Origin of the sequence: Candidatus Tisiphia endosymbiont of Parasteatoda lunata (genome assembly GCF_964030955.1) — a bacterium.
Taxonomy (GTDB): Bacteria; Pseudomonadota; Alphaproteobacteria; order Rickettsiales; family Rickettsiaceae; genus Tisiphia.
Window position 1 is genome coordinate 1,797,347 of the sequence record NZ_OZ035003.1, and the last position, 22,437, is coordinate 1,819,783.

A 22,437-nucleotide genomic window follows, 5' to 3' on the forward strand; every position below is an offset into this window, starting at 1 on the left:
ATGGGTAAAAAACAAATTAAAAATTTTAGTGCAGAAGCAAAAACTAAAATAGTATTAGAGATGTTAAAAGAAGAATCAACAATAGGTCAGTTATCGGTCAAATATGAAGTAACGGCTAAAACTATGCAAAACTGGAAACGACAATTTTTAGATAATGCGTCATTGGCATTTGAGCCAGCAAAAGCTGTTAGTGAGTACAAAGGGCAGATTAGTGAACTTAAGAATCAAAACGATGAACTTGCAAAAGCATTAGGTAAGGCTACAGTCGAGAGGGACTGGGCGGTGGGAAAGCTAAACAGCTTGGACTTATCAAATAAGAAAAGTCTTGTCGACCCCAAGCTGAGTACGTTAGCAAAGACAAGGCAATGTGAACTATTAAAGATAAGCAGATCTGGAGTATATTATAAAGCTAAAGTAATGAGCTTATATAATCTTGATATTTTAAATAGAATAGATGAAATATATACGGATAACCCTGAGTATGGTTATCGTTATATATACAAACAATTATTGGAAGACGGCTTTAATGTGGGCAGAGATAGGGTGCTTAAATATATGGGAATAATGGGTATAGAAGCTATTCATCCTCATAAAAAGCAATCTACTTCTGTGAAGGATGGTCAACATAAAATTTATAGCTATTTGCTTGAGCCGTACTGGCACAAATCAGGAACGAATAGAACTATTCATGTACCTTATGTTAATCAAGTGTGGAGTGGTGACATTACTTATATTAGAACTAACGGAGGATTTATGTATCTTGTGGCGATTATAGATTGGCATAGTAAGGCAATACTAAGTTATAAAGTATCTAATTCTATGGATGCATCACTTGTAACCGATGTATTAAAAGATGCACTGAATAAATACCCTGCACCACAAATATTCAATAGTGATCAGGGTAGTCAATATACTGGACATGAGCATACGGGAATTCTAAAAGAGAATAATATACAAATCTCAATGAACGGTAAGGGTAGAAGCATTGATAATATTGTGATTGAAAGATTTTTTAGAACTTTAAAATATAATTGTATATTTATAAATGATTTTAAAAATATCGCAGAACTTAAAGATGGTATTGATAAATACATGGATAAATATAACAATCAAAGATTCCATTCAAGTATTGGTTATAAAAAACCGATGAACGTGTATCTTGATTACTTACAAAATGCAGCTTAAAAATTATGTAAAATGGGAAACAAAATTAGTGAAAAATTTGTCTTGAAAAATCAGTCCAGTTTCGTCAGAGAAAATTTACAGAGAATGAACTATATTACCCTGAAGAATGCGGATATTTTCTCAAACAAACACGAGGGATTTACCACAATGAACATCAATGTAAAGAGATGAGTCCTGAAGAAAAACTTGGGTATCATCAGGAACATAGCAGTAAATATATAGAAAACATATATAACAAAATAGACGAATTATTTAACGACAAGAAAGTTGAGCCTAATAGTAGGCTTGGACAAGCTATGAAATATTGGATAAATAATAAAGAAGGTTTGACCCAATTTTTAAAAATCCCAGTTAGCAATCTTGATAATAATTGGGCTGAGAGATCACTGCGTACCATTATTTTACAAAGGAAGAATTCATTATTCTTTAAAACAATCAATAGTGCTGAGATACATAGTGGTCTGTATAGTATAGTAAAGACTTGTAGTGAGAACGAGATCAATGCCTTTAAATATTTAAATTGGCTATAAGAGCAGAGTAGCAAAGCAAAGAAGCGTCCTGCGAATTATACGCCTTTTGCCTATGCAAGATATATGAATAATACGGAATTAATCGAGACAGCAGCTTAAACGACAGGAAGCCAATCATTAGAGAATTTGGCAGAACTAGGATCACCATTATGAATAAGAATGTGTAAGGTTCTATAACAAATTTGATAAGATGAATTATCAGATGGGAAAAGTTTTGCGGTAAATTTACCTTTGGATAGGCGTTTAGAGCATAGCCAAAAGCCTTGACCGTCAAAGGACAAAATTTTAATGGCAGTTCTGTTTTTATTATAGAATAAAAACAAGGAACCATTAAGAGGGTCAGAAGAAAGTTTTTGTCTACAAACAGCGATTAAGCCATCGATACCCTTGCGAAAATCGATGGCAATAGTGGCAACAAAAATAACTGACGCCGGGGTTAGTTGCAGCATAAAAATGTCTGAATTATGGTTTTTGGTTCTAGTGTTTGGATAATAAGTTTGGTACCATTTGGTTTAATAATGTGACAAGTATAGTGATTTTGTTTGGGGGCAGCTACAGGATCGGTATCTATAGAATTTAATAGTTGAAATGGGAGAAAATTAATATTTTGTTGTAGAGCTTGATTTGAAGTTGAGACAGGAGAAGTTTTGAGGGTAGGCTCATGGGCTTTTTTAATTGAACTGATTGTTGCTTTATTAATATTAAGATGTTTAGCTATCTCTTGGTAAGAATAATGATGGAGTAATTGGTAAACTAATTCCTTTAGATGGTTTGGTATAGGATCAAACTTATTAGTTTTAGTTTGACGCCAGGCTTTAAATTGCTGAGCTACTTGCTCAATAGTAATTGATGGTATTTGCATAGTATGAAACCCAAATGTATAAAAAATTCATACTAGCAAAAACATTAGATAAAGTTATGCAGTTTTGCTGCAGGTATACGGTTCTGTCGCATATGTTGGACAATAGAAAAAAGATTGATATAATGATCTAAAAAAGATGTTAAGATGTTTCGTATTACTGCAAGATTATTATCATATTTCAAAGGATTTTGTTCTTCACCAGAAATAATAATGTTATTTGTCTATATGAAATGCCGATTTTCTTTAAGTTATCGAGATTTGGAAGAAATGATGAGTATAAGGGTATACCTGCAGCAAAACTGCATAACTTTATCTAATGTTTTTGCTAGTATGAATTTTTTATACATTTGGGTTTCATACTATGCAAATACCATCAATTACTATTGAGCAAGTAGCTCAGCAATTTAAAGCCTGGCGTCAAACTAAAACTAATAAGTTTGATCCTATACCAAACCATCTAAAGGAATTAGTTTACCAATTACTCCATCATTATTCTTACCAAGAGATAGCTAAACATCTTAATATTAATAAAGCAACAATCAGTTCAATTAAAAAAGCCCATGAGCCTACCCTCAAAACTTCTCCTGTCTCAACTTCAAATCAAGCTCTACAACAAAATATTAATTTTCTCCCATTTCAACTATTAAATTCTATAGATACCGATCCTGTAGCTGCCCCCAAACAAAATCACTATACTTGTCACATTATTAAACCAAATGGTACCAAACTTATTATCCAAACACTAGAACCAAAAACCATAATTCAGACATTTTTATGCTGCAACTAACCCCGGCGTCAGTTATTTTTGTTGCCACTATTGCCATCGATTTTCGCAAGGGTATCGATGGCTTAATCGCTGTTTGTAGACAAAAACTTTCTTCTGACCCTCTTAATGGTTCCTTGTTTTTATTCTATAATAAAAACAGAACTGCCATTAAAATTTTGTCCTTTGACGGTCAAGGCTTTTGGCTATGCTCTAAACGCCTATCCAAAGGTAAATTTACCGCAAAACTTTTCCCATCTGATAATTCATCTTATCAAATTTGTTATAGAACCTTACACATTCTTATTCATAATGGTGATCCTAGTTCTGCCAAATTCTCTAATGATTGGCTTCCTGTCGTTTAAGCTGCTGTCTCGATTAATTCCGTATTATTCATATATCTTGCATAGGCAAAAGGCGTATAATTCGCAGGACGCTTCTTTGCTTTGCTACTCTGCTCTTGTAGCCAATTTAAATATTTAAAGGCATTGATCTCGTTCTCACTACAAGTCTTTACTATACTATACAGACCACTATGTATCTCAGCACTATTGATTGTTTTAAAGAATAATGAATTCTTCCTTTGTAAAATAATGGTACGCAGTGATCTCTCAGCCCAATTATTATCAAGATTGCTAACTGGGATTTTTAAAAATTGGGTCAAACCTTCTTTATTATTTATCCAATATTTCATAGCTTGTCCAAGCCTACTATTAGGCTCAACTTTCTTGTCGTTAAATAATTCGTCTATTTTGTTATATATGTTTTCTATATATTTACTGCTATGTTCCTGATGATACCCAAGTTTTTCTTCAGGACTCATCTCTTTACATTGATGTTCATTGTGGTAAATCCCTCGTGTTTGTTTGAGAAAATATCCGCATTCTTCAGGGTAATATAGTTCATTCTCTGTAAATTTTCTCTGACCATGTGACAAACAATTGATCATCACTATTATTGCCAGTAATTCTTGATCTGCTTCTGATAATACCGGGTTATTATTGTTACTTGCGTCAGTCATTAATTGGATAGAATCTGTTCTATTCTTACGATTCTTTAGTACGTTACCTATATTTTCTCCACCATGCCTATTACCGGTAAAATATAAAACTATCACCTCATTATTTGCAGTCTTAGCACATATTGTAGTAGTATAACAGCTGCGTCCTTTCTTATTTTGAGTACGTAATTTCTTATTGGCTATAGTAATTTCTAAAATCCTAGCTCTAGTATCATCAAGGTTCAGTGAACTACATTCGGCAGCCATTTCCAATAATACCCCGTAAATTTCAGCTCCACCACCTTCTTGCCAAACATCTAAATATTGTTGCCAGAGCGAGCTATATGCCACAGGAACACCACTTAAACTTTGCAGCCTAGATAAACGGTAGAAAGGAGTACCATAGGTCTTTTGTAACACTATTGCACTTCTGCTACTATTTGTCCATTTGTTGATATTTTTATTGTTCATAACTATATAATCACAAGCATTACAACGTAGCGTTTTCTTTACATATCTGTTGACTGTAATTGGAGCATTACCTGTAAATTGTAGCAATTTTCTAGCTTCACTATTATATAGTTTGCCATTACAACAGTGAGGACAGCTATCACCACTACAAAAATTCTCAGGAGTTAAATAGCTGGTATTCGCATCCTTATAATCATCAAACCCATATTTACCTTGCCAATTACTACGATCTATCTTTTTGGGCTTATCGCACTCTTCTTCATTACCACCATTCCCGTTATCAGATTCACTTGGCGGTTCTTTTAATGAATCTGAACTATCTTTTTTTTGTTATCTGCCTTAAAACCAATCAGCATTTCCTTAAGCTTATTTATACTGATATTTGATGATGCTAGCTTGTCTATTAGCTCATTACAAAATTTCACAAGTTCTACTATCGTTTGCTGTTCATCTCCCGTTAATGAACTTTCCTTGACATGTTGTATTAGTTCTTCTCGTTCTTCAGCACTTAAGGTCGCTACTTTTGGTTTTTTCATTTGATTAATTATCATTATTATTAATATTTCAAATGTTATAATATAATTGGTACTTTTTCAACTAGTTTTTATTACAAAACTTACGCTATGTTATCTCAAGTATGACTAAAAACCTTGGCTGAAAGCCATTTTTTCATAGTAAAGAATTTTAATAATATCTCAGTACAAAGCCACTTATCATAAAACATAGCGTAAGTTTTGATTAATCGGTGATATTTGCATAGTAGAAACCCAAATTTATACAATAAATTCATACTAGCAAAAAAATTAGATAGTGTTACGCAGTTTTGCTGCAAGTATACAATTTAACAACAAATTTTGCTTAATATAACCTTTATCAGCTGCTATAATTCCAGTTAACCTTTTTGTTAACTCCGGTACTGGAATCCTATCATCTACATTGCCTTTGGTCACTTTTAATGCCATAAACTCCCCTTTATTATTGATTATTACATGTAATTTAAAACCATAAAAATACCCCATAGAGGATTTACTATGTTTGGCTAATCCTTTAAAAACTTTATTGCTATAACGCCTTTTATTGTGACAAGCTTTAATCGTTGTAGAGTCAATAAAATAAATACCTGTTTCTTCACTAAACAACAAATGAATCAACATATTTAATGGTAATAACTTTCTCTGTTCATACTCCAAATAAATTTTACAAAAATCATCTATAAAACTATATAATTCTGTGATATCTTTTTTCATGCCTGTGTTTATAGTCACCTTTTTGGTTAAAACCCCCAGCTTCAGCTGGGAAAGACTTCAGTCCTTGTTCTAATATTTCAATTCACTATAACTTGAATATATGATATTTTAATATACATAAGAGCAAGCTCTTCATGTATATTAAAATATCATATATGACAGATTATAACAAGACTAGCCATACTGTATTTTACCATCGCTTTCATGTTGTTTGGATCACTAAATATCGCTACAAAGTATTGCAGGGTAACTTATAAGAATTAGGATCAGAGAGATAGCACAGGCATTAGTAATATCTCTTTAGAGTAATAGCGACTTCCAGTCTAGATATCAACCCACCAGCTTCAGATGGTTGTTATTGAGAGATGCGACAGAACCGAAATATAAAGAACTCGTACATACTATTATCTTCTATAGAAGCAGTACACAAAAGTTATGTTGCTTCAAAAGAAACTTTTGCTATACAGAATTACAAGTATGACCAAGAATTTAAATCTGCTATTAAACAAAAAAATATATTAAGTACTAAAAGATAAGTCGTAATTTTATCTTACATCTCTGTTGTAACAAGGTCTATAAATCACACATTCTGTCTAAACCAAGTAATGCATTTCCAACATCCTGATGGAGATTACCTTCTGAAGAATAATAAGGTTCAGCATATTTTATAATTTGTATTGCATCATGAGGTTCTAATTTATTCATTATCAAATTTAATATATCTTGTGGCAAGTTATATTCAGGTGTCTCTATATCGTAATAGAGAAAATTTGACTTCTGTACGACTTGTAAAACGAACTCTAATAATGGTTCTGGTATTGTATTTATTGTTCTAGCTATTTCTTTAGGTACTTCACATGCATTTATTTCTTTCTCTGTACCAAAAATTTTATTTAAATTTATTAGTGATGCAAAATACGCATATTCAACCTGCATAATGTTTTGTGCAGCCCGATTCATAACTTCAACAGAGATATCAGACATCTTTTCACCTAAACCTGTTATTAACTCTTCTATTAACTCTGGCTCTAGGCAAATTATGGCTGATAGAAAGGTTTTTTCTGACAAGTCAAGAAAACCTTTTTGACTATAATCTATACATTCTAATAGCCATCCATTTGAATCATCTCCATTAAAAATCCAACTGCGATGTAATATTGCATCGAAAATGTAATTCTTAAAGATGTTACATTGAGTACGATTATCAATACCTAATCTAATATCTGGAGCATTCATTAGTTGTTCAAACGAGATACCAATCATGTTTAGCTCTTCAAATTTTGCAGATTGGTTATTCTCATAAGAATGATTTAAATGAAATTTTATTGCGGCATATATTAACAATTTTTGTCCATTAGAAGCACCTTCTAATTCTATTTCTAGATTAGCATTTTGTAATACATCTAAATTTTCTACTTCAAAACTTCCTCTTCCAATCAAAAATTTCAAAAGTACCGGATAACTATCAAGACCTGCTTTTTGAGGTGGGATTGCTTTTATATTCCAAACCATTGTATTAACCTTAAATTTATGAATTAATCAACCCGAGTTGCCAATTAATTATACTGGCAAAAGCTATATTTAAAGCTGATTCCATGTGAGATTCGATACTAAAACATTTTCAATACAAACATATTTCTAAAAAATATAGTTTTTATTGAGTGTTTTAATGTTACAAATTAACCTCAAACGTTTATAAAACCTAGCTCTGCTCTTATAAATTAATTGGCAACTCGGGTTAATCATAGTTTCTAATATGTAATGTGTCAAGATTCAATGACCATTGATTATTTTTATCATATTTTTTTAAATTGCAATCAAAACTTACAAAGCTTACGCTATGAGTAAAAAAGAGGGGTTCTGTCGCATATGTTGGACAATAGAAAAAAAGATTGATATAATGACCTAAAAAAGATGTCAAGATGTTTCGTATTACTGCAAGATTATTACCATATTTCAAAGGATTTTGTTCTTTACCAGAAATAATAATGTTATTTGTTTATATGAAATGCCGATTTTCTTTAAGTTATCGAGATTTGGAAGAAATGATGAGTATAAAGGGAACAAATTGATCATTCTACATTACAAAGGTGACTATAAATATTTAAATATTACTACTAAAAATTGTGATTTTTCTACCCTTCCGAACAAAGCCAGTACTTACCATCCTTCTATGCCATATTTGGAATCGCTGTTACATACTCCTTGAAACACCTTGAGACCAAAAATCGGTAACACTCCGAGTAAATGCTCTAATATATTTGATTGTATTGTTTCATAGTGTATCCAATTAGTATCTTTAGAAAACACATACAGTTCAATAGGTAAACCGATAGGATTAGGCTCTAAATACCTAACTAAAAATGTGTAATCTTGCTGATGTATATCACTATGTGATTGTAAATATTGAGCAATATAATGTCGAAAGAGAGTAATATTAATTATTACTTTCCTTGTATTAATTATTACTTTCCTTGTATTAAATAGTTCTTTATTTTGTAATGCTAATGCTTGCATACTAGGCAAACACTTAATTGTATTTAAACGATCTTGATCACAGGTACTGATAGTGTGCATATCAATATTAATAGATTTCTTTATCCTCCTAGCACCATTCTCAAACATTCCTCTCCAATTCTTAACGCCAGTAGTTAAAAATACTGATGTCGGTACTGTTGTATATGTATGATCAAAATTACGAATTACAACAATAGAGACGGTAATTTTTTCAATTACTCCATCAGCATTGTAGCTTGGTAGTGTTACCCAATCTCCTACTCTTGCTATATCTTGTAGAATAAGCTGTAAGCTAGATACTAATCCTAAAAAGGTATCTTTAAATATAAAGGTTAGTAACGCGGTTGCTGCACCTAAACTTGTCAATACTGATGAAATCGCAACTCCTAATACAGAGGATATGATAGTTAACCCACAGCCGATTGCAATGATTATTTTTAAAATTTGTGCATGTAAGTTAATAGACGCATGTTCTGGTAATGATTCTATTTTGTATATGGCAACACCTATACTAACAATGGTCATTAACAAAGCTGTTATTGTGATAACGGTATAACTTGAAATAATTAGCCCTATAATTCTTGCTACTATATTTGCATTGAACTCAGATTTGTCCAGAATATCCCACCAGAATATTAAGTACAAAGCAACTAGCAGATACTGTATCTTACAACATAAACTATGCTTTATAAAAAGCTTTTTATATTTCTCTCCTAAAAGCTCTACAACTTTATTTATAGCAATATTTATACCTTTACGTGTAATATACAAGAAAGGATATAAGGTAGTTAGTGCAATACAGGTCGTTGTTAATATATTATTACTATATGCTTTATACATGTTTAAAAGAGCAGCAAGATCTATCATGGGGCTATAATATAGCGATTTCGAAAAGGTATAATATTTGGTTCTGTCACATCTGTAAATCGAGTGTGATCTGTCAACAGCAATTATCTTTTTTGATTAACAATAAATAAGCGTTTTTGTTGAATAAGCTTATGACAAATTTCAAGTAATTTATGCTTCCTATCTATAATATCATGTTTGGAATTGCTGCCTTCGCAATCAGTAATTAGTCAATATTATTAGTAGAAGAATTACCTATAGTAACTAAATCCAAAACAGTTTGATCTATATGTTCAATTAAAGGTTGATGCAAAAAGATACCTTCCTTTGAAGTGGTGAGTAGAGTATAACACTCTTTGAGATTTTTCCAAATATTACATGTAACTGTTGTAGTTATATTTTTGGCAACAATAACAGGGGCAATTATAACAGCTCCAGCAATAGCAACGGTAGCTGTAGCGTAAGTAGCAACATCTTCAGAGTCGAGAGTCATAACATTTACTATGTTTTATTATAATATTTAAGATATAATTATGCATTAGGTCTTAGCTTAATTCAACATAAAAAGTTAGTTTATGAATACAAAATCACTCTCTTCTGCTCCTGACAATAATACGTTATTATTATTGTAATCATGTGTACGCTGTACATCATCAAAGCTATAAGCTGTTATAACAACAAAATCATCATCAAGCCTTGAGGTTATAATATCATTACCAGTCGAAGTAACATGCTTTAGTCCCTTAAAATCTTTTACAACTAAGATACCATCTTCTTTCTTCCAATATTCTGTAGTAATAACAGGCTTTTCACATAAATCAGCAAAATTCTTAAGGGGATGACCTATGAGATTTTCTAATTCAGTTAAAGTTCTTGTTATTCCTAAATAGTCTGAGCAGGTTTTAACAACATGAGTGCTAACTTTACTAACTAAATAACTAGCATATCCTATAATTCCTGATGGCTCAGTTGTATATGATGCTACGTCTGTTACCACTTTTTTAACAGGCAGAACTAGATTGGGTGCAGTAATATGTGGACTGTTTATAACAGGATTGTAATTAATAATATTATGCTTAGAATTATATACCACACAATGTTTTGCTAAATCTTCTATAGTAACATAGTGACCGGTAACATCAAATTTATAGTTACTAACACCAGAGGCAAGTAGCTCAGAGATATGATTAAGCATAGCTTTAATTTGTACAACTTTACTAGGGTAGCTGCCAGTTACAACATAAAAGTCATCTTTTAAATCATTTATATCTGTTGATACTGTACCTGCTACAGCTATAAGCACTTCTTTAGATCCATATTTATCTTTAACAAATACAACGGTCTTATAGCCATTTTGGTTAGTGTCAGCGAATTGAGAAGAATTGCATAGAACTTTCCATCCGTCATTTTTTATACTTTCTATAGTTGCGGATTCGAATTTTTTATAGTCACCTTTTTGGTTAAAACCCCCAGCTTCAGCTGGGAAAGACTTCAGTCCTTGTTCTAATATTTCAATTCACTATAACTTGAATATATGATATTTTAATATACATAAGAGCAAGCTCTTCATGTATATTAAAATATCATATATGACAGATTATAACAAGACTAGCCACACTGTATTTTACCATCGCTTTCATGTTGTTTGGATCACTAAATATCGCTACAAAAGTATTGCAGGGTAACTTATAAGAATTAGGATCAGAGAGATAGCACAGGCATTAGTAATATCTCTTTAGAGTAATAGCGACTTCCAGTCTAGATATCAACCCACCAGCTTCAGCTGGTTGTTATTGAGATGCTTCACCACCTTTAGCAAGTTTATAGGCAAGATCTGTTGCTAAATGAGCCACCTTTGTCTCTAACTTATTGGCAAATTTCTCAACCTTGGCAACAGTTTTCTTCACTGATGTGCTAAGACTTTTAGTGTGTGTCCCAAACCAATTACTAAAATAATCCATTCTCCCTCTCAATAGTTTTTTGTTTCAACACAAACCGGAACAGATAGTTCATTATTTGATGCATTATATACTTGCTTTTATAAAGCACAATAGTTTTGTGGGGCTTTGTTCGGAAGGGTACGATCTTTCTTAATTTAGACAGAATTATCCCATTTTCACAGAAACACAGCTACCACATGAATTCCAGCAATTCCAAATATGAGCTATAGTGCTGTAATTTAAGAGGGATAACAGCTAAATCGAATGCCATTGTTGTGCTTTGAACCCCCATATTTAGTAAATAACGAAGATATTTTGGTAAATTATGGAGAGAAGAAGGTTAACAATCTTCCTTTCAGCAGTAATATTGCCGAGTATACTGTAGAGAACTTAGTGAATAGTAGATACAGACAAACCGGTAAAATGCAATGGAAAAGAGAAGGGGCTCATGCTTTGTTACAACCAAAATTGGTTCTGTCGCATATGATGGACAATAGAAAAAAGATTGATATAATGACCTAAAAAAGATGTCAAGATGTTTCGTATTACTGCAAGATTATTACCATATTTCAAAGGATTTTGTTCTTCACCAGAAATAATAATGTTATTTGTCTATATGAAATGCCGATTTTCTTTAAGTTATCGAGATTTGGAAGAAATGATGAGTATAAGGGGAGCAAAAATTGATCATTCTATAATGGACTGAAAAAATTAGACAAAGAAGCAGGTATTTTTGTTTCTCAATAAGTATAGAATAATAAATAAAATTAAAGAGAAACAAATGGGTAAAAAACAAATTAAAAATTTTAGTGCAGAAGCAAAAACTAAAATAGTATTAGAGATGTTAAAAGAAGAATCAACAATAGGTCAGTTATCGGTCAAATATGAAGTAACGGCTAAAACTATGCAAAACTGGAAACGACAATTTTTAGATAATGCGTCATTGGCATTTGAGCCAGCAAAAGCTGTTAGTGAGTACAAAGGGCAGATTAGTGAACTTAAGAATCAAAACGATGAACTTGCAAAAGCATTAGGTAAGGCTACAGTCGAGAGGGACTGGGCGGTGGGAAAGCTAAACAGCTTGGACTTATCAAATAAGAAAAGTCTTGTCGACCCCAAGCTGAGTACGTTAGCAAAGACAAGGCAATGTGAACTATTAAAGATAAGCAGATCTGGAGTATATTATAAAGCTAAAGTAATGAGCTTATATAATCTTGATATTTTAAATAGAATAGATGAAATATATACGGATAACCCTGAGTATGGTTATCGTTATATATACAAACAATTATTGGAAGACGGCTTTAATGTGGGCAGAGATAGGGTGCTTAAATATATGGGAATAATGGGTATAGAAGCTATTCATCCTCATAAAAAGCAATCTACTTCTGTGAAGGATGGTCAACATAAAATTTATAGCTATTTGCTTGAGCCGTACTGGCACAAATCAGGAACGAATAGAACTATTCATGTACCTTATGTTAATCAAGTGTGGAGTGGTGACATTACTTATATTAGAACTAACGGAGGATTTATGTATCTTGTGGCGATTATAGATTGGCATAGTAAGGCAATACTAAGTTATAAAGTATCTAATTCTATGGATGCATCACTTGTAACCGATGTATTAAAAGATGCACTGAATAAATACCCTGCACCACAAATATTCAATAGTGATCAGGGTAGTCAATATACTGGACATGAGCATACGGGAATTCTAAAAGAGAATAATATACAAATCTCAATGAACGGTAAGGGTAGAAGCATTGATAATATTGTGATTGAAAGATTTTTTAGAACTTTAAAATATAATTGTATATTTATAAATGATTTTAAAAATATCGCAGAACTTAAAGATGGTATTGATAAATACATGGATAAATATAACAATCAAAGATTCCATTCAAGTATTGGTTATAAAAAACCGATGAACGTGTATCTTGATTACTTACAAAATGCAGCTTAAAAATTATGTAAAATGGGAAACAAAATTAGTGAAAAATTTGTCTTGAAAAATCAGTCCAGTTTCTTCTACATTACAAAGATGGGTTATAAGATTTGTACCATTGATGGATCAGATGGTTAGAAAAAGCAAGAAGCCAGTTGGTAGTAGTTGGAGAATGGATGAGACTTATATTAAATTAAACGGTAAATGGGTTTATTTATATAGAGTACTAGATAGTCTTGATAATACTGTAGATTTTCTGCTACGTAAGCATAGAGACAAGCCTGCAGCACTTGCATTTTTTCGTAAAGCTTTCAGAGAGAATAATGTTCCTGAGAAAGTAGTAATTGATAAAAGCGGTAGTAATACGGCTGCTCTTAATGATTTGAATACAGAAGTTCCTGAAAATTATAAAATTAAGGTTATTCAGACCAAATACCTAAATAATCTTGTAGAAGAAGATCATAGGTTTATCAAAAAACGTACAAAGCCAATGCTTGGTTTTAAGAGTTTTCATTCTGCAGAAATGACTATTACCGGTATAGAAAATGTTCGTATGATTCAAAAAAAACAAATAATTGGAGCTAATGATAATCTTTCTGCTTTTGAGAATTTTGCTATGCTAATAGCAGCATAATGTCCAAAATCTCAGTTTTAACAATCTTGCTGTAGCATGATTTATAGATGCGACAGAACCTTTGGAATTGATGGCTGTTAAGTGTAATATTCTAGTAATTTGGCTAGCTTTATGTTATAATAACTAATGTGTAGGAACTGTAACAACTCTTAATAATTACTATTTATGGCTATTACTAAATTTTTAGATCCTAAAAATGATGTTGCCTTTCGCCGTATATTTGGTTCGGAGAAGAATAAAGACATTCTGATTCATTTTATTGTCCCACTTTGGGAGAAAAACCCCGCACTTGCAGTGCGTCGTTTCAACATAAATTTTAAATATCTTATCAAGAAAAGATAAGAATGAATCATACAGATATTTTTTAACAAAATCTTACACTTCACAGATATATTCTTTTTGTGTTGTGACACTTTCTAAATGAGCCATATACAAATAGTTTCTAACTTTTAAGTTAGTACATACATTAGGCATTCATGCCGTAATATTAAGCTCTGCACTTGCAGTGCAGAGTGGTTAACTAATGATGTATTTGAGCTTAAAAGTGGTGATAGAATTAAGGAAGTAACATTTTTGCCCACTATCCAAATACCGGAGATTGCTGCTAAAAAGCAGAGTGTAGTTGATGTTTTATGTAAAGATGAAAATGGCGTACAGCTAATTATTGAGATGCAGGTATCTCCACAAGAAGGTTTTGAGAAGAGAGCTCAGTATTATGCGGCTAAAGCCTACTCAAGGCAGTTAAATAAAGGCAAGGAAGAAGGAGCTAGATATATAGATTTAAAGTCGGTAATATTTATTGTCCCACTTTGGGAGAAAAACCCCGCACTTGCAGTGCGTCGTTTCAACATAAATTTTAAATATCTTATCAAGAAAAGATAAGATAAGATAAGATATTTTTTAACAAAATCTTACACTTCACAGATATATTCTTTTTGTGTTGTGACACTTTCTAAATGAGCCATACACAAATAGTTTCTAACTTTTAAGTTAGTACATACATGAGGCATTCATGCCGTAATATTAAGCTCTGCACTTGCAGTGCAGAGTGGTTAACTGCTATCAGTGATAATATTATTTTTAAAGACAAAGTGTTTTATAAGTCTGATCATATTATTTTGGATAAAGATAGCTATGCCCATGATTTAAAGGATTTTTCTTTTACTTTTATAGAGCTACCAAAGTTTAAAATCACAGATATAAATTTACTGACCAACATAATTGAGAAATGGTGTTTCTTTTTTAAGCATGCGGATAAAACTAGTGAAGCCGACTTACGTAAGATCATAGGATCGGATCAAGTAATCGAGAGAGCATACGATGAGCTAAACCAGTTTAATTGGACAGAAGAAGAGTTGCTGACATATGAGCAAGAGACTAAACGTATTATGGATAATAAGGCATCCGAGGATTACCTGATAAAAACTGCTAAAGCTGAAGGTATCCAAATAGGTAAATCTGAACGAAATATTGAAGTAGCTAAAAACCTTAAGAAAGCAGGAGTGTCTACTGAAATAATCTTTCAGTCTACTGGTTTAACCAAAGAAGAAATCAAGAAGCTTGAATAGCAGCAATTCCAGTCTAGATATCAACCCACCAGCTTCAGCTGGTTTTTATTGAGATCAATTTGAGTGTAAAATATAGAATATGTGCATAGTTATAAAGTGCAAATAAGTTTCATTGTTGATCAATTTAACAAATTAGGTATTTTTTTCCTAATAATCTCTCGGTGGTCCTAACTTAACGAAATTAAATTTTTATAGTCACCTTATCATTTATCTTGTTTCAACAACTAACAAAAAGTATAATACTAACCAATACCACTAAATAGTCATTTAAGATTGAATAAATGATAAGATTATAAGGAAGCAAATGTCTAAAAGAAGTAATAAAGCCTTTAATGCCCAATCATTAAAGGAATTAGAATCTAGAGTTGTAAAACTTACAGAAAAATCTGAAAAAGATATATAGAATGAGATGAATAACTTTGACCAAATCAATGACCAATTTAATTCAAGGTTGGATAAATTATGGGGTAAAGATTTGCATTCTGATGATGAAGTAGACAAATTACTAGCACAAATACAATCTGAAGTTAAACTAGAGAAAAAAAGTATAGAATTAGGAAATCAGAAAGATCAAGCACTACGTGATAGACTAGACAGATTAAAAGCTGATAGTCCTATAAGACACAATACATCAGCAACAAGCTTATCATATATCTCTAATATTACTTCTAATGAAGTTATTAAAAAAACACCTGTAAGATTCTCCTTTGATGATACTCAATCAATTATGACAGCTAACCTTGATGCTCAAGCAGGTATAGCTGAAACATTTGCTGATCAGTTTGAGAATATACAAGATAAGAAATCGTTAACTAGCTTAGCTAATAAACTTAAAGAAATGAGTAATATAATTGCTGGTATCTCCCCTGTAGCTCAAGAATATGAAGTCAAAGTATCGAACATTATTACTAATGGCTTACAAAAAATTTACGGAGGAATAAAAGAAGTAGTATCACCTGCAATAGATATAATTAAAGAAATAGGTAATAGTTTTATAGTCACCTTTTTGGTTAAAACCCCCAGCTTCAGCTGGGAAAGACTTTAGTCCTTGTTCTAATATTTCAATTCACTATAACTTGAACATATGATATTTTAACAAGACTAGCCACACTGTATTTTACCATCGCTTTAATGTTGTTTGAATCACTAAATATCGCTATAAAATACTGCAGGGTAACCTAAGAGTTAGGATCAGAGAGATAATGCACAGGCGTTAGTAATATCTCTTTAGAGTAATAGCGACTTCCAGTCTAGATATCAACCCACCAGCTTCAGCTGGTTGTTATTGAGTAATTCTATTAAGTCAATTTTTAAGGAATCTCCTGAAAAACAAATAACAGCAACTAAAGCAAATTTAAAGGGGTTATACAAAACATATGCTGAGCTAAAAGGCATAGATAATATGTATGATTCATAGAGATTGTTTCAATTTTAGGATGTGCTAAAATAATGGTATGGACCTACCCTATATACAGAATGAGAAGCGTATGCTAATCTTCTAGGATAGGAAATGAATCCTAAACAACAATAAGGAGGTTCATATGGAAGTTACCACAATTGGTATAGATATTGCAAAAAGAATTTTTCAAATTCACGGTGTAGATAAAAATGGCAAGACAATATTAAAGAAGAAATTAATGAGAGAACAGGTTTTAACTTTTATGGCTAACGTACCAAAATGTCTAGTAGGCATGGAAGCTTGCGGTGGAGCTAGCTATTGGGCAAGAGAATTAGTTAACCACTCTGCACTGCAAGTGCAGAGCTTAATATTACGGCATGAATGCCTAATGTATGTACTAACTTAAAAGTTAGAAACTATTTGTATATGGCTCATTTAGAAAGTGTCACAACACAAAAAGAATATATCTGTGAAGTGTAAGATTTTGTTAAAAAATATCTGTATGATTCATTCTTATCTTTTCTTGATAAGATATTTAAAATTTATGTTGAAACGACGCACTGCAAGTGCGGGGTTTTTCTCCCAAAGTGGGACAATAAAATTAGGTCATAATGTAAAACTAATGGCACCACAGTTTGTTAAGCCTTATGTCAAAAGCAATAAAAATGATCAAGCTGATGCAGAAGGAATATGTGAGGCAGTAGCAAGACCTAGTATGAGGTTTGTACCCATTAAAACTGTAGAGCAACAAGATATTTTATTGTCCCACTTTGGGAGAAAAACCCCGCACTTGCAGTGCGTCGTTTCAACATAAATTTTAAATATCTTATCAAGAAAAGATAGGATATTTTTTAACAAAATCTTACACTTCACAGATATATTTTTTTGTGTTGTGACACTTTCTAAATGAGCCATACACAAATAGTTTCTAACTTTTAAGTTAGTACATACATGAGGCATTCATGCCGTAATATTAAGCTCTGCACTTGCAGTGCAGAGTGGTTAACTTATTCATAGGGTAAGACAGAGATTGGTAAAAAATCGTACTGCACTTGCTAATGAGATTAGAGGGCTATTATATGAATTTGGTTTTACTATTCCGCAAGGAATCAATAAGATTATAACAAAATTAACTGAGATTTTAGACGAAGGGGATTTAAGTCAGCTAAGCTACCAAACATTTAGTGAGTTAAAAGAAGAATTTGTAGAAAATGATAAAAAAATAAAAGACAGGAGTTTCGCACTTAGCAAAAAATATGTTAATCTAGCAAGAAAGAGTTTTAGTTAAGCATGGCAAGATCAAAATGTAGCAAAGACTTATATAAATCATTTTTACAAGCAAGTAGCGTAAGATATAGTGGTAAAGCATTATCTGAAGTAAGTCCAATAAACCTATCTCATGATAGTGCAAGTCGATGGTTAAATAGTAAGGATTTCCGCCCTAGCGGGATCTACAGAGAAGTGTCAAAATATATTGATAGGGAAGCTTCTTGTTTATTAGTGGGAGATGACACGTTATTGTCAAAGCAATACAGTAAGAAAATTGAGCTTGTACATTATCAATATTCTGGAGCTGTACATGATGTTATACCTGGTATAGGGATGGTTAACTTACTGCATTACAATGCTAAAACTGATCAATCTACCCCTGTAGATTATAGAATATATGATAAAGAAACTGATGGAAAAACAAAGAATGAGCATTTTTGTGATATGCTTACTTTAGCTAAGGAAAGAGGGATCAATCCTGATGCAGTAGTAATGGATGCGTGGTATAGCGGTTTGGAGAATTTGAAACATATACGTAATTTAGGTTGGACATGGGTTAGTAACCTAAGAAAAAATAGAAAAGTTAATCATAATGTTAGCTTAGAAAGTTTAGAGATTCCTGATGAGGGACTAAAAATTCACCTACGTGGATACGGTTGGGTTACGGTATTTAAGTTTGTGGCAAAAAATGGTCGCATTGATTACATAACAACTAACTTAGAAAATCCAACACGTGAACAAATAGAGAAAATTGTTAAGGCACGGTGGTCTATAGAAGTTTATCATCGAGAATTAAAACAAACTTGTGGTATTGAACGCTGTCAGGCACGCACGGGTCGAGCTCAGAAAAATCATATTTGCCTTGCCGTATTTGCTTGGCTCGATATGAACAAAAGGAGGATAAATGAAAAAATTACTTTATATCAACAAACTTGGGAAGTTATAAAAACATCAATTCAGAACAACATTAGATGCCTTTTAGCTGATTCGCAATTTTGCTAACTGCGAAACTCCTGTAGTACTTTCACTAAAATAATAGTTTTTTGTACAATGTACCTTTTTGATATAAAAAAGATATTTATATAATGGTCATTATAAGCATTATTAATACAATGTATAATTAACTATAAGTTAGTATACATCAAGTAGATATCTAAAAATAATTAGTACCACTTAGACCTAACTCATGTAAATAAACTACTTCTAGTAAACAACTCTATACTATAGAGAAGGACCTTCGAACTCCTTGAATATTACTCTTTGTTGGGCAGCAAATTTATCTGGTTCTGTCGCATATGTTGGACAATAGAAAAAAGATTGATATAATGATCTAAAAAAGATGTTAAGATGTTTCGTATTACTGCAAGATTATTATCATATTTCAAAGGATTTTGTTCTTCACCAGAAATAATAATGTTATTTGTCTATATGAAATGCCGATTTTCTTTAAGTTATCGAGATTTGGAAGAAATGATGAGTATAAGGGGAGCAAAAATTGATCACTCTACATTACAAAGATGGGTTATAAAATTTGTACCATTGATAGATCAGGTGGTTAGAAAAAGAAAGAAGCCAGTTGGTAGTAGTTGGAGAATGGATGAGACTTATATTAAATTAAACGGTAAATGGGTTTATTGTCCCACTTTGGGAGAAAAACCCCGCACTTGCAGTGCGTCGTTTCAACATAAATTTTAAATATCTTATCAAGAAAAGATAAGATATTTTTTTAACAAAATCTTACACTTCACAGATATATTCTTTTTGTGTTGTGACACTTTCTAAATGAGTCATACACAAATAGTTTCTAACTTTTAAGTTAGTACATACATGAGGCATTCATGCCGTAATATTAAGCTCTGCACTTGCAGTGCAGAGTGGTTAACTTATATAGAGCACTAGATAGTCTTGGTAATACTGTAGACTTTCTGCTACGTAAGCATAGAGACAAGCCTGCAGCACTTGCATTTTTTCGTAAAGCCTTTAGAGAGAATAATTTTCCTGAGAAAGTAGTAATTGATAAAAGCGGTAGTAATACGGCTGCTCTTAATGATTTGAATACAGAAGTTCCTAAAGATTATAAAATTAAGGTTATTCAGACCAAATACCTGAATAATCTTGTAGAACAAGATCATAGGTTTATCAAAAAACGTACAAAGCCAATGCTTGGTTTTAAGAGTTTTCATTCTGCAGAAATGACTATTACCGGTATAGAAAATATTCGTATGATGCAAAAAAGACAAATAATTGGAGCTAATGATAATCTTTCTACTTTTGAGAATTTTGCTATGTTAATGGCATCATAATGTCCAAAACCTTAGTTTTAACAATCTTGATGTAGTATGATTTATAGATGCGACAAAACCGTGATAATAATAGTAACAATCCTAATGAAATTACTGCAAGATTTATCTATCTTAATAGATATTCCTTTAAAGGAATATATCGTATCAATATCAATGGTGATCCAGTTCAAAGCTTCTCTGGTAGAAACTACCATAAATCTGATATTACTAGTAGATTGCAACAATGTAGTAGTTTATTATCTAGTACATCTATTTGTGCTATAGATTTTTCTTTTATTGAGCCTCAGAAAAATGACTTTGTCTATTTCGATCCACCTTATCACAAATCTGGTGAGACATTTTATACTAGATTGCCATTTGATGAACAAGAACAAATGAGACTAAGAGATTTTGCTAAGGAACTAGATAATAAAGCTGTTAAGTTTATGATTTCTAATAGTGATACTCCTTTTATTGTCCCACTTTGGGAGAAAAACCCTGCACTTGCAGTGCATCGTTTTAACATATAATATGTAGAAATGCAGTATTATAAGAAAACAAGTCATACAATATACGACTGTACCTATCATATAGTTTGGGTAACGAAGTATAGATATAAAGTATTAATAGGAGATATTGGGAGACGCACCAAAGATCTAGTACAGGAGATATGTAAAGATAATGGAGTTGAAATAATAAGAGGCAAGGTTGCCGCTAATCACGTGCATATATATGTATCAATACCTCCATATCAAAGTGTTAGCAAGCTGGTACAATATTTGAAGGGTAAGAGTTCTAGAAAGATTCAGCAAGAATTTCCGGAATTAAAAAAGAGATATTGGGGTAAACATTTATGGGCTACAGGATATTTTGTAAGAACTACAGGTAATGTCACAGATCAGATGATCAAAGCCTACATAGAAAAGCATGAAGGTAAAGATGATGCTGTGGGAGACTTTCAAGTTGAAAATTAGCTGAGGCTAAAGGCATTTATGCCGTAATATTAAGCTCTGCACTTGCAGTGCAGAGTGGTTAACTAAACTCTATTATTACTTTATCAGCTTGGTTGGCTAGAATAAGTAGTTTTCCATATAATCTTATTGATCGTAAAAAGTTTCTAGTATTACGAGATTCTTTAAATAAAACTATTGCTTCTTGAACGTAACCGTCTAGTGAAGGTGGTCTATAAAAGCAAGAAGATATAAGTATTATTCTGTAGTAGAAACTACAAGGGAATAATAGTATGAATAAGAGTAGGAGAGATATTACAGCTGAACAAAGGAAGCAAATAATTTCAGAGTCATATGTGTCTGGGTGTGTTATATCACAAGTTGCTCAGTCTTATGGAATTTCGAAAGAGACATTATATGGATGGCGTAGTAGGGAAAGGAGGAAAAGAAGGGAAGAGGCAAAGGCAAATAATTCAGGCAACAAATTTATAGAATTATCAATACAGAAAACAACGGTACAAGAAACAAAATGCATAATATTAAAAAAAGCAGAATTAAAATTTAATGATTTTTCTTTATCAATTGAAGGTAGTGTTAGTAGTAGCAAGTTGTTGGAGATAGTCAAAATATTGGATAGATCATGCTAGATATAGGACATGATAGCAAAATCTATCTTTGTACCGCTTATACTGACATGCGTAAGGGCATTAATGGTTTATCAATACTGACCCAATCAATATTACTTGATCAATATGATAAGAGTATCTTATTTGTATTTAGGGGTAAAAAGGCTGATCGGATAAAAATATTGTGGTGGGATGGTCAAGGTTTTTGTTTATATTATAAATGTCTTGATGGCGGAAAATTTGTATGGCCTAAGGTTAATGAGAAACAATCTATTGGAATTACTAAAGCCCAGTTAGCAATGTTGATAGAAGCTATTGACTGGCGTAATCCGAAGTGGTTTAATAGACCTCAATATGCTGGATGAAGATTTAGCGTGATAGTGTGTATTATTTATAACAG

27 protein-coding genes and 8 pseudogenes are annotated in these 22,437 nt (G+C 32.1%); 23 read left to right on the forward strand and 12 right to left on the reverse strand.

Features of this window, described 5'->3' with window-relative positions; all coding sequences use genetic code 11:
• Together AAHN00_RS11285 and AAHN00_RS11290 are read left to right on the forward strand one after the other, a co-directional pair.
• Nucleotides 1-1,185 carry an IS3 family transposase gene (locus tag AAHN00_RS11285; protein WP_342270912.1) on the forward strand — a complete coding sequence of 395 codons (1,185 nt, stop codon included), beginning with the start codon at nt 1-3 and terminating at the stop codon, nt 1,183-1,185.
• Nucleotides 1,186-1,220: 35 nt separating this feature from the next.
• The gene (locus AAHN00_RS11290) at nt 1,221-1,715 is read left to right on the forward strand and encodes an IS66 family transposase (RefSeq protein ID WP_342272662.1); all 495 of its coding nucleotides are present in this window, start codon (nt 1,221-1,223) and stop codon (nt 1,713-1,715) included.
• 95 nt (nt 1,716-1,810) lie between these two features.
• Here AAHN00_RS11290 and tnpB (AAHN00_RS11295) read toward each other — a convergent pair whose 3' ends face one another.
• A complete protein-coding gene (gene tnpB, locus AAHN00_RS11295) occupies nt 1,811-2,164 on the reverse strand; it encodes an IS66 family insertion sequence element accessory protein TnpB (RefSeq protein WP_341752109.1) in 354 nt (117 codons plus the stop codon).
• Complete coding sequence (locus AAHN00_RS11300; protein WP_342271013.1) at nt 2,152-2,577, reverse strand: hypothetical protein; 426 nt, start codon at nt 2,575-2,577, stop codon at nt 2,152-2,154. Before AAHN00_RS11300 ends, tnpB (AAHN00_RS11295) begins: the two co-directional genes overlap by 13 nt.
• A gap of 144 nt (nt 2,578-2,721) precedes the next feature.
• On the opposite strand from AAHN00_RS11300, the pseudogene AAHN00_RS11305 reads away from it, so the two are divergent.
• The 3 genes and pseudogenes from AAHN00_RS11305 to tnpB (AAHN00_RS11315) form a co-directional block, all read left to right on the forward strand.
• Nucleotides 2,722-2,859 (forward strand): annotated as a pseudogene (locus AAHN00_RS11305) (IS6 family transposase); the annotation flags it as partial.
• Nucleotides 2,860-2,938: 79 nt separating this feature from the next.
• Nucleotides 2,939-3,364: a hypothetical protein gene (locus tag AAHN00_RS11310; protein WP_342271013.1), complete on the forward strand. Its 426-nt coding sequence runs from the start codon at nt 2,939-2,941 to the stop codon at nt 3,362-3,364.
• Nucleotides 3,352-3,705, forward strand: a complete 354-nt coding sequence (gene tnpB / locus AAHN00_RS11315; protein WP_341752109.1) for an IS66 family insertion sequence element accessory protein TnpB — start codon at nt 3,352-3,354, stop codon at nt 3,703-3,705. The genes AAHN00_RS11310 and tnpB (AAHN00_RS11315) overlap by 13 nt, the downstream gene beginning before the upstream one ends.
• Here tnpB (AAHN00_RS11315) and AAHN00_RS11320 read toward each other — a convergent pair.
• The 4 genes from AAHN00_RS11320 to AAHN00_RS11335 form a co-directional block, all read right to left on the reverse strand.
• Nucleotides 3,702-4,898, reverse strand: a complete 1,197-nt coding sequence (locus tag AAHN00_RS11320) for an IS66 family transposase (protein WP_342270935.1) — start codon at nt 4,896-4,898, stop codon at nt 3,702-3,704. The genes tnpB (AAHN00_RS11315) and AAHN00_RS11320 overlap by 4 nt on opposite strands.
• A gap of 215 nt (nt 4,899-5,113) precedes the next feature.
• Nucleotides 5,114-5,347, reverse strand: coding sequence for a hypothetical protein (locus tag AAHN00_RS11325; RefSeq protein WP_250310741.1), 234 nt, complete (start codon nt 5,345-5,347; stop codon nt 5,114-5,116).
• Nucleotides 5,348-5,614: 267 nt separating this feature from the next.
• Nucleotides 5,615-6,058: a transposase gene (locus AAHN00_RS15160; protein ID WP_410521384.1), complete on the reverse strand. Its 444-nt coding sequence runs from the start codon at nt 6,056-6,058 to the stop codon at nt 5,615-5,617.
• 573 nt (nt 6,059-6,631) lie between these two features.
• The gene (locus AAHN00_RS11335) at nt 6,632-7,570 is read right to left on the reverse strand and encodes a hypothetical protein (protein WP_342271315.1); all 939 of its coding nucleotides are present in this window, start codon (nt 7,568-7,570) and stop codon (nt 6,632-6,634) included.
• A gap of 410 nt (nt 7,571-7,980) precedes the next feature.
• On the opposite strand from AAHN00_RS11335, the pseudogene AAHN00_RS11340 reads away from it, so the two are divergent.
• A pseudogene (locus AAHN00_RS11340) lies at nt 7,981-8,149 on the forward strand (IS6 family transposase); the annotation flags it as partial.
• 69 nt (nt 8,150-8,218) lie between these two features.
• On the opposite strand, the gene AAHN00_RS11345 reads toward AAHN00_RS11340, so the two are convergent.
• From AAHN00_RS11345 to AAHN00_RS11360, 4 genes are all read right to left on the reverse strand, one after another.
• Nucleotides 8,219-9,442 (reverse strand): mechanosensitive ion channel family protein, encoded by a 1,224-nt coding sequence (locus AAHN00_RS11345; protein ID WP_342271316.1) that lies wholly within the window; start codon nt 9,440-9,442, stop codon nt 8,219-8,221.
• Nucleotides 9,443-9,647: 205 nt separating this feature from the next.
• On the reverse strand, nt 9,648-9,914 hold the full coding sequence (locus tag AAHN00_RS11350; RefSeq protein WP_342271317.1) for a hypothetical protein: 267 nt from the start codon (nt 9,912-9,914) through the stop codon (nt 9,648-9,650).
• A 75-nt stretch (nt 9,915-9,989) separates the two neighbouring features.
• A complete protein-coding gene (locus tag AAHN00_RS11355) occupies nt 9,990-10,724 on the reverse strand; it encodes a hypothetical protein (RefSeq protein WP_342271318.1) in 735 nt (244 codons plus the stop codon).
• Between the two features lie 487 nt (nt 10,725-11,211).
• The gene (locus AAHN00_RS11360; protein WP_342271319.1) at nt 11,212-11,382 is read right to left on the reverse strand and encodes a hypothetical protein; all 171 of its coding nucleotides are present in this window, start codon (nt 11,380-11,382) and stop codon (nt 11,212-11,214) included.
• Nucleotides 11,383-11,896: 514 nt separating this feature from the next.
• Here AAHN00_RS11360 and AAHN00_RS11365 point away from each other — a divergent pair.
• The 4 genes and pseudogenes from AAHN00_RS11365 to AAHN00_RS11380 form a co-directional block, all read left to right on the forward strand.
• Nucleotides 11,897-12,061, forward strand: a pseudogene (locus AAHN00_RS11365) (IS6 family transposase); the annotation flags it as partial.
• An 81-nt stretch (nt 12,062-12,142) separates the two neighbouring features.
• Nucleotides 12,143-13,327 (forward strand): IS3 family transposase, encoded by a 1,185-nt coding sequence (locus AAHN00_RS11370; RefSeq protein WP_342270912.1) that lies wholly within the window; start codon nt 12,143-12,145, stop codon nt 13,325-13,327.
• 64 nt (nt 13,328-13,391) lie between these two features.
• Nucleotides 13,392-13,943 (forward strand): annotated as a pseudogene (locus tag AAHN00_RS11375) (IS6 family transposase); the annotation flags it as partial.
• A 165-nt stretch (nt 13,944-14,108) separates the two neighbouring features.
• Nucleotides 14,109-14,180 (forward strand): annotated as a pseudogene (locus AAHN00_RS11380) (hypothetical protein); the annotation flags it as partial.
• Nucleotides 14,181-14,194: 14 nt separating this feature from the next.
• On the opposite strand, the gene AAHN00_RS11385 reads toward AAHN00_RS11380, so the two are convergent.
• Complete coding sequence (locus AAHN00_RS11385; protein WP_342271320.1) at nt 14,195-14,356, reverse strand: hypothetical protein; 162 nt, start codon at nt 14,354-14,356, stop codon at nt 14,195-14,197.
• Between the two features lie 36 nt (nt 14,357-14,392).
• Nucleotides 14,393-14,524 carry a hypothetical protein gene (locus AAHN00_RS11390; RefSeq protein WP_342271321.1) on the reverse strand — a complete coding sequence of 44 codons (132 nt, stop codon included), beginning with the start codon at nt 14,522-14,524 and terminating at the stop codon, nt 14,393-14,395.
• On the opposite strand from AAHN00_RS11390, the gene AAHN00_RS11395 reads away from it, so the two are divergent.
• The 13 genes and pseudogenes from AAHN00_RS11395 to tnpB (AAHN00_RS11455) all read left to right on the forward strand — a co-directional run bounded on the left by AAHN00_RS11395 (nt 14,517) and on the right by tnpB (AAHN00_RS11455) (nt 22,402).
• The gene (locus AAHN00_RS11395) at nt 14,517-14,825 is read left to right on the forward strand and encodes a PD-(D/E)XK nuclease family transposase (RefSeq protein WP_410521385.1); all 309 of its coding nucleotides are present in this window, start codon (nt 14,517-14,519) and stop codon (nt 14,823-14,825) included. The genes AAHN00_RS11390 and AAHN00_RS11395 overlap by 8 nt on opposite strands.
• 236 nt (nt 14,826-15,061) lie before the next feature.
• Nucleotides 15,062-15,511 (forward strand): Rpn family recombination-promoting nuclease/putative transposase, encoded by a 450-nt coding sequence (locus tag AAHN00_RS11400; protein WP_410521386.1) that lies wholly within the window; start codon nt 15,062-15,064, stop codon nt 15,509-15,511.
• Between the two features lie 409 nt (nt 15,512-15,920).
• Nucleotides 15,921-16,556 (forward strand): hypothetical protein, encoded by a 636-nt coding sequence (locus AAHN00_RS11405; protein ID WP_342271322.1) that lies wholly within the window; start codon nt 15,921-15,923, stop codon nt 16,554-16,556.
• 496 nt (nt 16,557-17,052) lie between these two features.
• A complete protein-coding gene (locus AAHN00_RS11410; RefSeq protein WP_410521387.1) occupies nt 17,053-17,316 on the forward strand; it encodes a hypothetical protein in 264 nt (87 codons plus the stop codon).
• Nucleotides 17,317-17,511: 195 nt separating this feature from the next.
• A pseudogene (locus tag AAHN00_RS11415) lies at nt 17,512-17,679 on the forward strand (IS110 family transposase); the annotation flags it as partial.
• A gap of 261 nt (nt 17,680-17,940) precedes the next feature.
• On the forward strand, nt 17,941-18,198 hold the full coding sequence (locus AAHN00_RS11420; protein ID WP_342271323.1) for a hypothetical protein: 258 nt from the start codon (nt 17,941-17,943) through the stop codon (nt 18,196-18,198).
• A gap of 2 nt (nt 18,199-18,200) precedes the next feature.
• Entirely contained in the window at nt 18,201-19,181 is a 981-nt protein-coding gene (locus AAHN00_RS11425) for a transposase (RefSeq protein WP_342271324.1), read from the forward strand.
• A 345-nt stretch (nt 19,182-19,526) separates the two neighbouring features.
• A pseudogene (locus AAHN00_RS11430) lies at nt 19,527-19,814 on the forward strand (IS6 family transposase); the annotation flags it as partial.
• Between the two features lie 239 nt (nt 19,815-20,053).
• A complete protein-coding gene (locus AAHN00_RS11435; RefSeq protein WP_410521382.1) occupies nt 20,054-20,482 on the forward strand; it encodes an IS6 family transposase in 429 nt (142 codons plus the stop codon).
• A 62-nt stretch (nt 20,483-20,544) separates the two neighbouring features.
• Nucleotides 20,545-20,991: pseudogene (locus tag AAHN00_RS11440) on the forward strand (DNA adenine methylase); the annotation flags it as partial.
• 9 nt (nt 20,992-21,000) lie between these two features.
• Nucleotides 21,001-21,435 (forward strand): IS200/IS605 family transposase, encoded by a 435-nt coding sequence (tnpA, locus tag AAHN00_RS11445; RefSeq protein WP_342271325.1) that lies wholly within the window; start codon nt 21,001-21,003, stop codon nt 21,433-21,435.
• 269 nt (nt 21,436-21,704) lie between these two features.
• A complete protein-coding gene (locus tag AAHN00_RS11450; RefSeq protein WP_342271326.1) occupies nt 21,705-22,058 on the forward strand; it encodes a transposase in 354 nt (117 codons plus the stop codon).
• Nucleotides 22,052-22,402, forward strand: a complete 351-nt coding sequence (gene tnpB / locus AAHN00_RS11455) for an IS66 family insertion sequence element accessory protein TnpB (protein WP_342271327.1) — start codon at nt 22,052-22,054, stop codon at nt 22,400-22,402. The genes AAHN00_RS11450 and tnpB (AAHN00_RS11455) overlap by 7 nt, the downstream gene beginning before the upstream one ends.
• Nucleotides 22,403-22,437 lie beyond the last annotated feature (35 nt).

Bases quoted from the DNA above. Each gene is read 5' to 3' on its own strand.
- AAHN00_RS11450 (WP_342271326.1), top strand. From the start codon at position 21,705: ATGAATAAGAGTAGGAGAGATATTACAGCTGAACAAAGGAAGCAAATA.
- tnpA (WP_342271325.1), top strand. From the start codon at position 21,001: ATGCAGTATTATAAGAAAACAAGTCATACAATATACGACTGTACCTAT.
- AAHN00_RS11285 (WP_342270912.1), top strand. From the start codon at position 1: ATGGGTAAAAAACAAATTAAAAATTTTAGTGCAGAAGCAAAAACTAAA.
- AAHN00_RS11425 (WP_342271324.1), top strand. From the start codon at position 18,201: ATGGCAAGATCAAAATGTAGCAAAGACTTATATAAATCATTTTTACAA.
- AAHN00_RS11310 (WP_342271013.1), top strand. From the start codon at position 2,939: ATGCAAATACCATCAATTACTATTGAGCAAGTAGCTCAGCAATTTAAA.
- AAHN00_RS11370 (WP_342270912.1), top strand. From the start codon at position 12,143: ATGGGTAAAAAACAAATTAAAAATTTTAGTGCAGAAGCAAAAACTAAA.
- tnpB (WP_341752109.1), top strand. From the start codon at position 3,352: ATGCTGCAACTAACCCCGGCGTCAGTTATTTTTGTTGCCACTATTGCC.
- AAHN00_RS11345 (WP_342271316.1), bottom strand. From the start codon at position 9,442: ATGATAGATCTTGCTGCTCTTTTAAACATGTATAAAGCATATAGTAAT.
- AAHN00_RS11405 (WP_342271322.1), top strand. From the start codon at position 15,921: ATGAATAACTTTGACCAAATCAATGACCAATTTAATTCAAGGTTGGAT.
- AAHN00_RS11300 (WP_342271013.1), bottom strand. From the start codon at position 2,577: ATGCAAATACCATCAATTACTATTGAGCAAGTAGCTCAGCAATTTAAA.
- AAHN00_RS11325 (WP_250310741.1), bottom strand. From the start codon at position 5,347: ATGAAAAAACCAAAAGTAGCGACCTTAAGTGCTGAAGAACGAGAAGAA.
- tnpB (WP_342271327.1), top strand. From the start codon at position 22,052: ATGCTAGATATAGGACATGATAGCAAAATCTATCTTTGTACCGCTTAT.
- AAHN00_RS11410 (WP_410521387.1), top strand. From the start codon at position 17,053: ATGGAAGTTACCACAATTGGTATAGATATTGCAAAAAGAATTTTTCAA.
- tnpB (WP_341752109.1), bottom strand. From the start codon at position 2,164: ATGCTGCAACTAACCCCGGCGTCAGTTATTTTTGTTGCCACTATTGCC.
- AAHN00_RS15160 (WP_410521384.1), bottom strand. From the start codon at position 6,058: ATGAAAAAAGATATCACAGAATTATATAGTTTTATAGATGATTTTTGT.
- AAHN00_RS11350 (WP_342271317.1), bottom strand. From the start codon at position 9,914: ATGACTCTCGACTCTGAAGATGTTGCTACTTACGCTACAGCTACCGTT.
- AAHN00_RS11360 (WP_342271319.1), bottom strand. From the start codon at position 11,382: ATGGATTATTTTAGTAATTGGTTTGGGACACACACTAAAAGTCTTAGC.
- AAHN00_RS11335 (WP_342271315.1), bottom strand. From the start codon at position 7,570: ATGGTTTGGAATATAAAAGCAATCCCACCTCAAAAAGCAGGTCTTGAT.